Here is a 12,861-nt window from a genome sequence, read left to right as displayed (position 1 = left end):
AGCAAAGAGGTACACAATGATTAATAGATTATGCGACTATTTTATCCGATTGTGGCAAGCGGCCCAGCCGGTTAAGCCCGCGGTTGTACCGGTGCCAATCAAGTCGCAGACTGCAGCGAAGAACTGCCATCGCAGCATCGACGAAGATGCCGAATTTTAAGGAGCGAGCAATATGCTAGCCTGCCCAGGGAGACTTCTCACTACCATCGTACTGCTGCTGGGCAGCCTAGCGGTGCAGGCCAAGCCCTCCGCAGAGGAACATTGGCAATGCCCGGCCAGTTTGAACAGCGAATTGGCAACACTCGAAGCGGGGACATTGCAACTTTGCGACACACTTCGTTCTGCGAAGGCGGTCGTCATCGTCAATACCGCCAGTTTGTGCGGCTACACACCTCAATTTAAGGGCCTGGAAGCGCTATACCAGCGCTACAAAGACCAAGGGCTACTTGTACTCGGTGTACCAACGGCGGACTTCGGTAATCAGGAGTATTCAGACAGCAAACGCACAGCGAAAGTCTGCCACGCAAATTTTGGTGTGAGTTTCCCTGTTTTCCATCGCGGTTGTATACGCTGCGATTCGCCCCACCCGCTGCTAAAGCTCGCGCAGGAAAGTAGTGGAATCTCGCCAAGCTGGAACTTCTTCAAGACCGTATTCGACCCGCGAACCGGTATTGGCCAAACCTTTCCGTCGGCCGTGACGCCGCTTTCAGAGGAACTCGTCAATACCGTCACCGCCATTTTGGGTCAATGAGGGCGGTCCTTCGCGGCCTCGTGGCCGCGACCTTTTCTATTGTCGCCGCATGCAGCAGCCACGACGACCCCCATGCCGCCGCATGGCAGCGCTATATTGACGGATTACAGCGAGTGCTTGAGCGGGAGGCTGAGGCGCTTAGCGTTAGTCGCCCTCGCTACCCTCACCCGGCATCGGTAAAGCTGCCGATCAATGGCGACGACATCAACCTGCTGGAGTTTCTGCGTTTACGCCGCTGCGCACTGTCGCAAACGCTAGCTGAACAGAATAGTATTTTGGGTCGACACCGCGATAGCGCCACCGACCTGGTGTTTAGCTTGCGATTTCTCGACGAGGTAGAACCCTGCATTGCCTATCTGAAATCGGAAGACGATAACGACCTCGCCAACACCCTGGCAGCGGTGAGAGATCACAAACAGCAGCAACTCGCCCACCGGCTTGCCAACGCACTGCTCGGCGGCGGTGAATACCGCCAACTTTGGAGCAGCTCACCAGACCAGCGCCAGGCTTACCCAGATGCGACTCAGGATCAGGCCACTCGCGCTTTGCAGCGCTGGCAGCACCTGCAACAGCAGTGGTTGAGCGGGCAAGGCTTCGACGCGCACACCGACGTTGTCGCCATACTGGAAACGCTACGCGCCGGGCTCGGCGGTGAAATGCTGCACTTCCAGGCCCAGGCACTGGCCGGCCTGCAACAGGCCAATGCACTCCTTCAGCAACGTATTGATGGGAGACCACTGTGCTTGCAAGGCTCACCGACGCCGCGCGCTCAGCGCTACGCCGCGGTGCTGCACAGGCAGTTTATCGGCTCGATTCAAGTGCTCGCAGCGCAGAGCTATCGTCATCAGCACGCGCTGCTAACGGCAACGCGGGCTATCGAGACCACGCTAGCCGAGCATCTTGGCGACACCGCCCTGCCCGCCGCCTACCGTCAGTGGCAAACCGAGCGCGACGCGCTGCTCAAGGCGGTGACAGCCAGCCACCGTGAGCATGTTTCGCTAAGCTCGCAACTCCTTAACCAATGTGGGCTTTCTGCAAGCGACTAGCCGCCCGCATAACGATCAATCCCTTACAAACGCAGCGTGAAGTCCTTCCCGTTGCGCGGGCGTCCGAACATCTGGCTGAGGCTGCGATAAATATCACTCTGCGGTGGTGGCGTTAAACTAATTTGACCGCGAGGTACGCCGCGCGCATCAAGCGTTACGGTGCCACGTAGGCGGTGAGGATTCGCCTCATCGATGACGATCCGCAGTCTACCGGCATCGCAACTGACCTCGGCCCGAATCTGCCCCAGGCTTTCCAAACCGTCGATATCACCGCTTAGCTGCCCTATTTCCACATTCCCGGTAAGCGACTGACACCCCTGAGCAGTCAGACTTGCCTCAGATGCCTGCGCATTGAATACGCCGTCAAAACCCATCGCAGGTACCTGTATCGCCTCGAGCACAGGCGCCAAACGCCCTGTGGCAGTCAGCCCCGAAATCAGTAAGGCATCCCCCTTCACACCTGCCGTTAACGCCACGTTGGCGGGCTCAGCAATAGATAGAGCAAGAGGCTTGCCGGAAAAACTCTGCAGAGGAGACAGCTGCCAACTTACGCCGCGAAGCGTGACACCCTGAACACCAACATGACTGAATTCCCCTCGCCAAAGCGAGCCCTTGGCAACACCCAGCTCAACGCCAGCTAACTGCTCACCCGCTACATCGCTTAGCAGCCAAGCAGGCGCTCGCCAAACAACGCCGACGATAAAAAACAGTATGCAAACAACAATTATCGCTAAGCGCTTCAAGCCTCGCCTCCTAATACCACTCGCAGCGACACTTTACCCGGCACATCTAATCGGCTCATTGAGACGGTGTGCAAGGGCATGCCCGACGAGACCAGAGCATCGATAAAACGCACAATATTGTTGTAGTCGCTATTGCTAACCTGCACCGCATAGCGGCCGCCGCTCTGCGGCTCAATGCGGCTGATGGCAACTGTATATTGCCTGGCAGCGCTGGTGATTTGTTGCTGGGTGGAGCCAGTTACCGTTGTGACCTTACGACCACTGCGTTGCGCCGCGCGCACTTTTGCTGCCGCATCTTGCATCCATAAATACGCCTCTCGACGCTGCTCTAATCGCTCAGACGACTGCTGCTTGGCACTGATCAGAGGCTGCCAAACGGCCAGCCAAATAAGCAGTGGGACACCCGCAATCAGCCCCGCCAGCAGAATTGTGCGCTCTCGCTCGTTGCGGCTTTCAAACCAATTCATCAACGCGTTCATTGCGCTGCCTCCCGCAGTTCAAGCTGCCCACTAATCCCCTTATCCAACTGCCCAAAGGCGCCCCGCTCCACCTCAAAACCCTGAGAGGCGAGTGCCGCTACCCAGCGATCGACGCCGTCGTAGCTGTCTGCTTCGACGAGAATTTTGATCGCGCTATTGGCATAGGTCATTTGCTGAATACGCAGGGATACATTGCCTTTACTGGCACTGGCAATCCGCTCCAGCCAGGGAAGGAAGTCACTGTCGCTGCGCACGCCCTCCAGAGCATTCAACTGACTGCGCATTTGACTACGCGCGTTCACGACTCGAGCACCAGGGAAAACATCGCGATAAATATCCACCATGCCTTGCTCATACAGTTCGATCTGGCGACGGTTATCACGAACGTCCAAGGCCAACTGAATAAAATGGGTGAACAGCACCGTTAATAGCAGTAGCACTGGCCAGCGAAATTGCTTCCATTGCGCCGCACTCTCATCGCGCAACGCGTATGCGCCGCTGAACAAGTTAATTGGCCAGGGCTGCCACAGTTTGGCAATCATCGCTAAGCGATGTTCAAAGACCTGTTGGCCTTGCTCATTCAAACCCGCAGGCAGTTCAGTACCCTGCAGGTGGTATATTTGCGCGGAGGTATCTTGACCTGCCGCCAGTTGCCACCAGTAGCTGAGGTTATCTTTGGCGATGGCAATTGCCTGCTGCCCAATATGGGCAACTGCTCGCGTGTCATCGATCAGCGCAACATTGGCGGGCAGCGCGGCGTAATCGGGTACCACCGATTTAATTTTCAAACCGCTGTTGGCCAGCAGGCCGTGCCAGAGATCCATGTATTGCCGGTCAACCACCAGCACATCGGTGGATTCATTGGCACGGATCGCGCCACAGGCCAGGTGAACGTTTTCCAGGTCACTGCACAGCTGCTCTTCCAGCAAAAATGGTAGCGCCGATAAGCCAACACGGCCCCCTTTTGGCAGCACAACCTGTTGCCAGCTCACCCACTCGCCCGGCACCACGACAAAGCAAGGCAGCGAAGCGAAGCGCTCGGCCAGTGCGGCAAGTGCGCTGGCTTGCGCATCGACAACACCACTGTCGAGCACTTGCTCGGCCTCGGTGTCCCACTGGAGCCATTGCACTGTAGGCTCATTGGGCGCCGGCATTGATAGCAGTAATCGTTCGCTCAAAAAACTTCTCCATATTCCCGCGCATAGGCATAGGCTTTGCCATTGCGAAGTACAAAGCGACTGTATAAGCGCAGTCGGCGCTGCTCGTAAAACACATCGGTCAGCCCGAGAAAGTAACTGGACTTCACCCCCAGCCCCGCCTGGAACTCCGCGGCGACCTGTTGCCCCTCTGGAAGACCCAAGCTGGCAATAAAACTCTCAACGGATGCCCACCCTTCCGCAGGACGCTCAGCAATAAGTCGCTGTATCTGCTCCACGGCCAGCAGGTTGCCAATAGCTGCCGCCAATAATGGGGCATCTTCCTCGCCCAGCGTATTAATATTCAAGCGGGTATCAAACTCGGGCAGCGCGCATAAAAAGGGCCGCAGTGCCTCCTGCTCCTCCGCGTCAAAATCGGCGAATAAGCCCAGTTCACTCACCGAATCAATGGCCTGATTGGGCGGTAGGTAGGGATAATCCTCACCACTGTAGCTCAAATCTTCCGCCCCAAAAGGGCCCTCGGGCGAGAAGTCACTATCCACCCAGTCGCTTAAGCGCTGGCCGATATACTCAGCGCGCTGCACATCGACGTCCACATTCAACAGCAACAACTCAAACACTTGTTGCGCGCCGCTCTTCTGGCCACTCTGTTCGCTGCCATCAGGCCGGTGCAGGCGATTGACATTAAAGCAAGCCTGCTGATCGTCGATAAGCCCTGCGATAGAGCCGCCCTCCACGGGGAAGACAACATCGCGGCGCGCCCAATTCTGATTCAGAGCGATAACGTCCTCGCCCGCCACATCTTCCAGCGACTTCGCAGCGATGTACTCGCCGCCCAACGCATACCAATAGGCCTGATCCATGTAGCGTTGATTCAACAGCCGCTGACTGCTGTAGCGCACTGATTCCACCAGGTTCACTGACAACACCAACATAATGGCGACCATCAGCAATACCATTAGCAGCGCCGCACCGCGCTGCGTCGACGGCAGATTCATGGCACCAGCTCCGGCAGCACAACATTCATCTCGATGCCTGGCCACGGGCCAACATCCAACTCGACGCGCAGACCCTTGGGCTGCAAGGCATTTAACTGCGTGCTGGGCGGCCAGAAATTGGTCCAGCGACTGCCGTCATAAAAACTGACAACAAAGCGATCCACCCCCTCCAGCATCACGCGTTTTTGCCAGGGGCTATTCTGTGTTGGGTCGGCAACGCCCGCGCTGTGGCGCTGCAACTGCCCGTCTTCAAGCCGGTATTGCACACGCTCCAGGGTGCTGGCTAAACGCTGCCCCGGCAATACACGGCGGCCACCGTGAACAAACTCCAACTCACTGTCTTCACCAATCTGTTCAGCGACGATTCTTGCCCCCATCGCGTCACCTTGTTCATCCCGGGGAATCCGCGGCGTAAGTTGCTCCAAATCCCGGCGCATCATCTGCAGGGCCAGTGCAAGGCGCTCCAGCTGGTATTGGCGCTTAGCGACCTGTTCTTGATTCGACAGTGCGCCATTCAGCATGGCGCTGGCCATCGCGCCCAATAAGGCCATGATGCCGATGGCAATCAGTAGCTCGACAAGGGTAAACCCGCCCTGCCTGCGCATTACTGGTCCACCTTTTTCGGCATATAGGCGCTGCGGCTGGCTAAGGTGTCTTCGTCGCCAGAGAGCTGAACACTGATATCCACTCGGCGAATAGCGGGGTCCGGTGTATCACTCAAGCGCCGACGCCAAACAAAATCGTAACCCGCAAGGCTTTTCTCCCCCAGATTACGGTTCCCGTAACCCTCCCGAAGAATGTCTATCAGCAGGTTTTGTGCGAGCAGGTCGGCAAATTGGCGCTTCTCCAACTCACCGGTGCTTAGGGTCGCTTCGCTCAGGCTCTTGCTCAAGGCCACCGCCGCCGTAGCAAAAATCATCAGCGCAACCATAATCTCAAGGAGTGTAAACCCGCGTTGATTCCTCACCGCGCCGCCTCCGGTCGCAAGCGGTCATCAACACTGATAGAGCCGCCATCGGCAGATAATAAGCGCCATTGAAATGGACTGGTCTGGCCGTCGCCCAAAAACAGTATCTGGGGTGTCAATACGCGCCGGTCATCACCCTCAGGCAGATTTAATGGCTCGCCTGCTAACAGGATTTCACTGCGCAAGTCGTCGTCTATCTCCAAAGGCTTGGCCAATGGCCCCTGGGTAATGGCTGACCAGCCGTCGGCATTGCGGCTCAGAAAGCGGCCTTTATCGCCATCCCACAACAAGCCCAAACTGCGGCCACTAAACACCGCTTCTGCCCTTGCTGTGCGCAGCGCCAGCAGAATTACCGCGCGATTCTCTCGCAGCAGTTCTTCGCCACCTCTGCTGGGCAGAGTCAGCACGGCAACACCGCTCATCAGGCCAATAATAAAGATAACGACCAACAGCTCCAGCAGAGAGAAGCCGCGTTGACTACTCCTGCCAGTTGACGATGTCACGGGCTAACTCCTCACCGCCCTCTTCACCATCAGCGCCGGTGGAATACAGGTCGTAGGGGCCGTGCTCACCAGGCTGGATGTAATTATAGGGGTTACCCCAGGGGTCCTCAGGCAGGCGCTTAATATAGCCATTGCTGCGATAATTTTTCGGCGAGGGGCCCGTTTCAGGCCGTTTAACCAGCGCCATCAATCCTTGATCGGTGGTTGGATAAACATGGTTGTCCAGCTTGTACATATCCAGTGACTGTTCCAACACCGCTATATCCGCGCGGGCCTTCTCCACCATCGCTCGATCCTGGTTTTGCAGTACGTTCGGAGCAACAACGGCCACCAAGAGTCCCAAGATGACGATAACGACCATGATTTCCAACAGTGTGAAACCCTGTTGGCGGCGAGAACTCAATGCACGCGACTCCACGTCGACCTCCTAAAACTGAGTAAGGTTATTCAATTGCAGTATCGGCAGCAGAATTGCCAGCACGATCGCTAAGACTACCAGCCCCAAAACCACGATTAACAGGGGTTCAAAAAGGCTGACAAACATTTGCACACGAGCCTGAAGCTCGCGCTCCAGATTGGCGGCGGCGCGCTGAACCATCTGCTCCAACTCGCCACTGGATTCGCCACTGGCGATCATATACACCGCCATTGGGGGCAATTCCGCTTCATCCTGCAAGCACCGGCTAAAGCTCTTGCCCTCGCGCACCTGCTCGCGCACGCGATCCATGCTTTGTTTCAAATGCTCATTGCCCAGCGTTGCACAGGCCACTTTCAGCGTTTCCAAAAACGGCACCCCCGACGACAGCAAAATCGCCAGCGTACGCAGCATGCGCGCCGCGTCCAGCTCCAGCATCAGCAGTCCCCAAAGCGGCACCTTCAATACCCAGCGATGAGCTCGCAAGCGCCGTTGCGGATCGCGCATCCATAGATAAACGCCCGACGCGACGGCCGCTATCGCAAGAATCATCACATACCAGTAGCTGGCGAGGCCGTCGCTGATGCTAATCAGTGCCCGTGTTAAAAACGGCAGCGTCTGATCGTAGTGTTCAAACTGCGCGGTGACCTTTGGAACAACATAGGTCATTAGCGCGGTAATGACGCCGATGGCGACAAAACACAATACCACGGGATAGAGCGCCGCCTGCACAATCACACCCCGCAGCTTTTGGCTGTCTTCGGTGTATTCTGCAAGCTGATTTAACACCTCTGCCAAATCACCGGATTTTTCGCCAGAGCTGACCAGTGCACGGTAAACAGAATTAAACACGTGGGGGTGATCGTTCAGGCCATCGGCAAGCGAGTGCCCCTCCAATACCCGCGAACGCAATTCCAGAATTATACGCTTGAGCGCTTCTTTGCGACTGTGCTTTGCCGTTGCCGCCAAGGCCTCTTCAACCGGTATTCCGGAATGTATCAGTGTTGCTAAGTGGCGGGTGAACAGCGCCAGATCGGCAATACCGATGCGCGGCCGCGACAACGACAGACCGCCCTTACCGGAAGATTTATCGCGCGTGGCTTTTACTTCTACCGGAAATAACTGCTGATCCCGCAGGGCTTGCCTTGCCATGCGGATCGAATCGGCTTCGACGATGCCCTTGCGACTGGCGCCGCCAGCGTCGAGTGCTCGGTACTCAAAGGCCGGCATCGGCACCCTCGCGAACGCTGCGCAACAATTCGTCGAGGCTCGTTTGGCCTTCGAGTACCAACCGCCGCCCCTCTGACATCAGCGTTGTCATTCGGGCACTGGCATAGCGCTGAATCTCCTGCTCGCCGGCGCGATTGTGGATCATTTCCGCCAGCTCCCTGTCGATCACCAACAATTCATAGACGCCCTGGCGGCCGCGATAACCAGAGTGCTGGCACGCTTCGCAGCCACCGGCATTGTAAGCTTGCTGACCCTCTAACTGGGTATCGCCCAGCAGGCGCGCTTCCGTCGCATCCAGCGTTATTGGCTGGCGGCAGGACTGACACAAACGACGCACCAGGCGCTGTGCCAATACACCTTTTAAGCTCGACGCAATCAAGTACGGCTCTACACCGATGTCGACCAGACGCGTAATGGCGCCAATGGCGGTGTTGGTGTGCAGGGTCGATAACACCATGTGACCGGTTAGCGATGCCTGTACGGCAATTTCGGCCGTCTCTTGGTCGCGGATCTCGCCGACCATCACAACATCGGGGTCTTGGCGAAGAATCGCCCGCAGGCCCCTCGCGAAGGTCATACCCACTTTGGCATGCACTTGCGTCTGACCGATTCCTTCAATGTCGTACTCCACCGGGTCTTCCACGGTGAGAATATTCCGCTTGCGGTCGTTCAAGGCCATCAACCCGGCATAAAGCGTGGTGGTTTTACCGGAGCCGGTCGGCCCGGTCACCAGGATAATACCGTTGGGCTGATGCAACAGGTCGGTCAGTTTCGCCAGCGTTCTCTCGGGCATACCCAAATGAGAAAGATCGATTCGCGCAGCCTGTTTATCCAGCAAGCGCATCACCACACGCTCGCCGTAATTCGATGGAATGGTCGACACCCGCACATCCACCGACCGACCGGCGATCCGCAGTGATACGCGACCATCCTGGGGCACGCGTTTTTCCGCAATATCGAGGCGAGACATCACCTTTATGCGCGACACCAACAAGGGCGCGAGGCGGCGGTTGGGCGTTAATACTTCTTGAAGAATGCCGTCCACTCGCAAGCGAACCGACATGGTTTTCTCGTAGGTTTCAATATGAATATCGGAGGCATCGCGCTTTAGCGCTTCGCCGAACAAGGCATTAATCAGACGGATAACAGGGGCATCATCCTGCGCGTCCAACAGGTCCTGAGACTCGGGGATCTCCTCAGCCAAGCGGTCAAGGTCCACTTCGTCGCTGATATCGCCCATCGCCGACATCGCATCGCCCTGCTGGCGCTGAAAAGCCTCGTTAATCTTCTCTTGCAGCGCGTCCTCATCACATAGCGCCATTGAAAAAGACGTATTCAGTGCGCGCTGAACCTCTGCTAAGGCAGACGCTGGCGTGGTGCGGCAAACCAGCACCTGAGGGCCGTGCTCGCCGTCCTCCACTAACAGGCGATTAGTGCGTGCAAAAGCGTAACTTAACGGGCGCGACATCAGGCTTGGCCATCCTCAGCGCCGTCGCAGCGGCGCGGCATCTTCGAGCCAGCGCGTACCCGCCGACTGCATTCGTCCTTGCGCCACTCTATGGGCTCGGCCGTAACCGGCGCTTCCTCTGCTGGGCTGGCAGCGGCGCCCTGCTGCGCAGGTGGTTGCGGCGCTGGTGAATTCTGCGGTGCGGGTTCAGTGTCGGCGGCTGGCGATGCCTTAACCGGCGGCTCAGCCAGGGTTTCGCGAGGCAGCAAATCTACCGGCGACGGCTCCAGGCCGGACCATTCTGGTAACACCGATAGCTCGGTGAATGGGAACAAGGAAATACCGGATGCAGCTTTAGCTAACTGCTCGGTGCGAATAAAGTTGTACTTTCTGCCACTGAGTTCAGAGAGTGTTGCCTGGTCACGGACGATCGTTGGCCGGATAAACACCATCAAATTGCGCTTGGACATGCTGGTGTTGTCCGCGCGAAACAATCTGCCCAACAGGGGGATATCGCCCAACAACGGCACCTTCGCCGTCTGCTCATTGACCTGATCATCAATAAGGCCGCCCAGCACGATTGTTGCGCCGTCGTTCACCAGTACTGTCGTTTTAATGGTGCGCTTATTGGTAATAACATCGGCAGCATTGGTTGCCGGGCTGAGCGAGGACACCTCCTGTTCGATGGTCATTTGCACAGCATCGCCATCGTTAATCTGCGGCGTCATCAGGAGCTTGGTCCCCACTTCTTGCCGCTCGATGGTCTGGAAAGGGTTGGTATTTGTGGAACTGGCGGTTGAACCAGTGATCACCGGAATTTCCTGCCCCACCAGAATAGATGCCTCTTCATTGTCCAAGGTGAGCAGGCTGGGCGTAGAGAGAATATTTGACTCTGAGTCACTCGCCAACGCCGAGACCAGGGTAGCAAAGCTAAAGCCATCCGACAGTTTCCCCAGACCGATGGCAGCGCCCTTGACCGTCGATGCCGCTGCCGCCGCAGCATCGCTGCCAGCCAACAGACTAATGATTCCCGGTGTGCCGCTGGTACCGGATGCACCGCCGCCGAAATTAATGCCGCCTGCGGGTGTGCTGCCCTCTTGAGACCCTCTGAACAACCACTGCACCCCTAACTCTTTGGCCTTGCTGTCCGTCACTTCAATAATGATGGCTTCGACCAACACCTGGGCACGACGGATATCCAGGTCGCGAATGATTTTTTCCAAGTCAGAGATAATATGTGGGCTACCCGACATGACGATGGAGTTCGTCTGCTCGTGGGCTTCAATGTTAATTGACGAAGATACACCCGGCGCCGCATTTCGGCCCGCGCTTTGCTCATCTTTAACAATGGTGTCGCTTATGCTTTTCAGAACTTTTGCCAGTTCCTCCGCTTTGGCGTACTTCAGGTACTTAACACGGATATTTGACTGGCTGGACACCTCGCTATCCAGGTCAGCGACAAGCCGGCGCAAGTAACTGCGCGCCTCGTCGTCACCAAACAGAATAAGCGTATTCGTCCGTGGATCTGCCGCGACAACAGGCTTGGATGATCCCCGTTTGCGCGTTTGTTGCGACAGCACTTTGTTTAAAACGCGCTCCACCTCTTCCGCCGATGAATTACGCAACACCACGGTCTCCATCAACTGGGAGTCGACAGAGTTAACGGCCGAGATGATCGACATCAAACGGCGAACATTGGATTCGCGATCGGTAATCAAGATGATATTGGCATCGGAGTAACTGGTGATTACCCCGACTTTATTGTCGACAAGCGGCCGTAATGACTTAACCAGCTCGTCGGAATCCGCATTTTGCAGCTGCGCGATGCGGGTAATGATGGACTCACTGCGACCCACTGCGGCGGAGGAACGCTGAACCTCAATGCCTTCTATTTTCGCCGCCTGATTTGGAATAACTTTGAGCACACCGTCGCCGGCCTCAACCGCAGAGTAACCCTCTACCCCGAGCTGCAACAGGAAGATTTGATACAGTTCATCGGCGTCGAGTTTTCTGTGGCTCTGAACGCTGACCTTGCCCTTCACTCGGCTGTCTACAACAATGGTCTTGCCCGTCAATTTGGCAACCGTGTCGATAAATTCACCGATATCCACATTTTGCATGTCGAGTTCGAAGCGTTCGGCATAAGCGGCTTGCAGCGGCGCGGCCAGTACCACCAGCAGTGATAGGCTCAGGAGAAAAGTTTTCATATATCCAATCTTTTGCTCAAAATCGTATTGTTGCGCTGCACAAGCAGCTCGAAGGATTGCGTGGTTTCCATCAGCTTCATTAATTCGGTAGTCGGCAACTCAGACAAAGACTGGCCATTCACCGACAAAACGACATCGCCTGGTTTCAAATCAAGCAGTTTAAAAAGGCGTGGATCGCGCCCCGGCTTCATCTCGTAGCCAATCAGCTGCTCGCCCTCCATTACCGGGCTCGCGGCAAAAAAGCGCGCCAGACGCAGCGGGCTATTTTGAATTGTCTGTCGCGGGTCGCCGATAAGATCGCGAATTTCAGCACGATTCAGGTCGATCACATCGCCGTTCGCCGCTGAGGGAGTGGCTGTCGCGCTAATCCCCTGGCTCACGCGGCGTTTTTGCAGTTCAATTTTTTCCTGCTTGCGGTTGTTCTCAATCACAATGTGGTCAGGCATTACCGCCAACAGTTTCACGGCCCCGGCGACTTCTATCTTTTCTCCCACACCGTAGGCTTTAGTCTTGCTGCCGTGGCGCAGAATCGCCACGCCGCTGTCTTTGCTGCCGGCAACAACACCAAGCACGGTAATTTTCAGACGGCTGCGCTTGATATCCTTCTGGATCGTTTGTTCATCCACCGCCGCCTTGGGTGGCTCGCCAAACAGGGGGACGGCTAGCAAAGACTGGACACTGTAGTCAGGGCCATTGCCTGTCGCAACATCAACCGTGGCAACGCTGGCCGGGGGCAACGTTGGCGTGCGCAAGATACTGGCGACACTCCAAAATAGCTCGGTCAGCAACACAATCAACAACACTAAAAGCAAGGCGCTGATGGCGGAGCGCAACTGGGAGCTACGCAAAATTTTTACTACCGCCAATTTATCCACAGTTGTACATCATCCCTACCGTTGTAGCTAAGCGACGCATAGT

General features: G+C 56.5%; 15 protein-coding genes. 3 read left to right on the top strand and 12 right to left on the bottom strand.

The window, feature by feature from the left end; genetic code table 11:
* Window positions 1-16 precede the first annotated feature (16 nt).
* The 3 genes from B3K78_RS07070 to B3K78_RS07060 are packed head-to-tail and all read left to right on the top strand — an operon-like array spanning window position 17 to window position 1,797.
* The gene (locus tag B3K78_RS07070; protein ID WP_204997037.1) at window positions 17-160 is read left to right on the top strand and encodes a hypothetical protein; all 144 of its coding nucleotides are present in this window, start codon (window positions 17-19) and stop codon (window positions 158-160) included.
* A gap of 12 nt (window positions 161-172) precedes the next feature.
* Complete coding sequence (locus tag B3K78_RS07065; protein ID WP_204997036.1) at window positions 173-751, top strand: glutathione peroxidase; 579 nt, start codon at window positions 173-175, stop codon at window positions 749-751.
* A gap of 20 nt (window positions 752-771) precedes the next feature.
* On the top strand, window positions 772-1,797 hold the full coding sequence (locus B3K78_RS07060; protein WP_286694877.1) for a DUF3080 family protein: 1,026 nt from the start codon (window positions 772-774) through the stop codon (window positions 1,795-1,797).
* A gap of 23 nt (window positions 1,798-1,820) precedes the next feature.
* On the opposite strand, the gene gspN is transcribed toward B3K78_RS07060, so the two are convergent.
* From gspN to gspC, 12 genes are read right to left on the bottom strand one after another with little or no spacing between them, the layout of a single operon-like run.
* Window positions 1,821-2,540 (bottom strand): type II secretion system protein N, encoded by a 720-nt coding sequence (gene gspN / locus B3K78_RS07055; protein WP_204997034.1) that lies wholly within the window; start codon window positions 2,538-2,540, stop codon window positions 1,821-1,823.
* A complete protein-coding gene (locus B3K78_RS07050) occupies window positions 2,537-3,019 on the bottom strand; it encodes a type II secretion system protein M (protein ID WP_286694876.1) in 483 nt (160 codons plus the stop codon). Before B3K78_RS07050 ends, gspN begins: the two co-directional genes overlap by 4 nt.
* The gene (gene gspL, locus B3K78_RS07045) at window positions 3,016-4,197 is read right to left on the bottom strand and encodes a type II secretion system protein GspL (protein ID WP_286694875.1); all 1,182 of its coding nucleotides are present in this window, start codon (window positions 4,195-4,197) and stop codon (window positions 3,016-3,018) included. The genes B3K78_RS07050 and gspL overlap by 4 nt, the downstream gene beginning before the upstream one ends.
* A complete protein-coding gene (gspK, locus tag B3K78_RS07040; protein ID WP_286694874.1) occupies window positions 4,194-5,174 on the bottom strand; it encodes a type II secretion system minor pseudopilin GspK in 981 nt (326 codons plus the stop codon). Before gspK ends, gspL begins: the two co-directional genes overlap by 4 nt.
* On the bottom strand, window positions 5,171-5,779 hold the full coding sequence (gspJ, locus tag B3K78_RS07035; RefSeq protein WP_286694873.1) for a type II secretion system minor pseudopilin GspJ: 609 nt from the start codon (window positions 5,777-5,779) through the stop codon (window positions 5,171-5,173). Before gspJ ends, gspK begins: the two co-directional genes overlap by 4 nt.
* Complete coding sequence (gene gspI, locus B3K78_RS07030) at window positions 5,779-6,141, bottom strand: type II secretion system minor pseudopilin GspI (RefSeq protein ID WP_286694872.1); 363 nt, start codon at window positions 6,139-6,141, stop codon at window positions 5,779-5,781. The genes gspJ and gspI overlap by 1 nt, the downstream gene beginning before the upstream one ends.
* Entirely contained in the window at window positions 6,138-6,644 is a 507-nt protein-coding gene (gene gspH / locus B3K78_RS07025) for a type II secretion system minor pseudopilin GspH (RefSeq protein WP_084497864.1), read from the bottom strand. The genes gspI and gspH overlap by 4 nt, the downstream gene beginning before the upstream one ends.
* The gene (gene gspG, locus B3K78_RS07020; RefSeq protein WP_286694871.1) at window positions 6,619-7,062 is read right to left on the bottom strand and encodes a type II secretion system major pseudopilin GspG; all 444 of its coding nucleotides are present in this window, start codon (window positions 7,060-7,062) and stop codon (window positions 6,619-6,621) included. Before gspG ends, gspH begins: the two co-directional genes overlap by 26 nt.
* 9 nt (window positions 7,063-7,071) lie before the next feature.
* Complete coding sequence (gspF, locus tag B3K78_RS07015; protein WP_286694870.1) at window positions 7,072-8,289, bottom strand: type II secretion system inner membrane protein GspF; 1,218 nt, start codon at window positions 8,287-8,289, stop codon at window positions 7,072-7,074.
* Window positions 8,276-9,757 (bottom strand): type II secretion system ATPase GspE, encoded by a 1,482-nt coding sequence (gspE, locus tag B3K78_RS07010; RefSeq protein WP_204997027.1) that lies wholly within the window; start codon window positions 9,755-9,757, stop codon window positions 8,276-8,278. The genes gspF and gspE overlap by 14 nt, the downstream gene beginning before the upstream one ends.
* Window positions 9,757-11,943, bottom strand: a complete 2,187-nt coding sequence (gene gspD, locus B3K78_RS07005) for a type II secretion system secretin GspD (protein ID WP_286694869.1) — start codon at window positions 11,941-11,943, stop codon at window positions 9,757-9,759. The genes gspE and gspD overlap by 1 nt, the downstream gene beginning before the upstream one ends.
* The gene (gene gspC, locus B3K78_RS07000; RefSeq protein ID WP_027872825.1) at window positions 11,940-12,818 is read right to left on the bottom strand and encodes a type II secretion system protein GspC; all 879 of its coding nucleotides are present in this window, start codon (window positions 12,816-12,818) and stop codon (window positions 11,940-11,942) included. The genes gspD and gspC overlap by 4 nt, the downstream gene beginning before the upstream one ends.
* Between the last annotated feature and the right edge of the window lie 43 nt (window positions 12,819-12,861).

The organism is Spongiibacter sp. UBA1325 (genome assembly GCF_002306875.1).
Taxonomy (GTDB): Bacteria; Pseudomonadota; Gammaproteobacteria; order Pseudomonadales; family Spongiibacteraceae; genus Spongiibacter; species Spongiibacter marinus.
Note: the sequence above shows the minus strand (reverse complement) of the source record. Positions and strands in the feature narration are given on the sequence as shown.

Coding starts and splice junctions, on each gene's coding strand:
- B3K78_RS07070 (WP_204997037.1), top strand. CDS start 17: ATGATTAATAGATTATGCGACTATTTTATCCGATTGTGGCAAGCGGCC.
- gspE (WP_204997027.1), bottom strand. CDS start 9,757: ATGTCGCGCCCGTTAAGTTACGCTTTTGCACGCACTAATCGCCTGTTA.
- gspK (WP_286694874.1), bottom strand. CDS start 5,174: ATGAATCTGCCGTCGACGCAGCGCGGTGCGGCGCTGCTAATGGTATTG.
- B3K78_RS07065 (WP_204997036.1), top strand. CDS start 173: ATGCTAGCCTGCCCAGGGAGACTTCTCACTACCATCGTACTGCTGCTG.
- gspJ (WP_286694873.1), bottom strand. CDS start 5,779: ATGCGCAGGCAGGGCGGGTTTACCCTTGTCGAGCTACTGATTGCCATC.
- gspD (WP_286694869.1), bottom strand. CDS start 11,943: ATGAAAACTTTTCTCCTGAGCCTATCACTGCTGGTGGTACTGGCCGCG.
- gspF (WP_286694870.1), bottom strand. CDS start 8,289: ATGCCGGCCTTTGAGTACCGAGCACTCGACGCTGGCGGCGCCAGTCGC.
- B3K78_RS07050 (WP_286694876.1), bottom strand. CDS start 3,019: ATGAACGCGTTGATGAATTGGTTTGAAAGCCGCAACGAGCGAGAGCGC.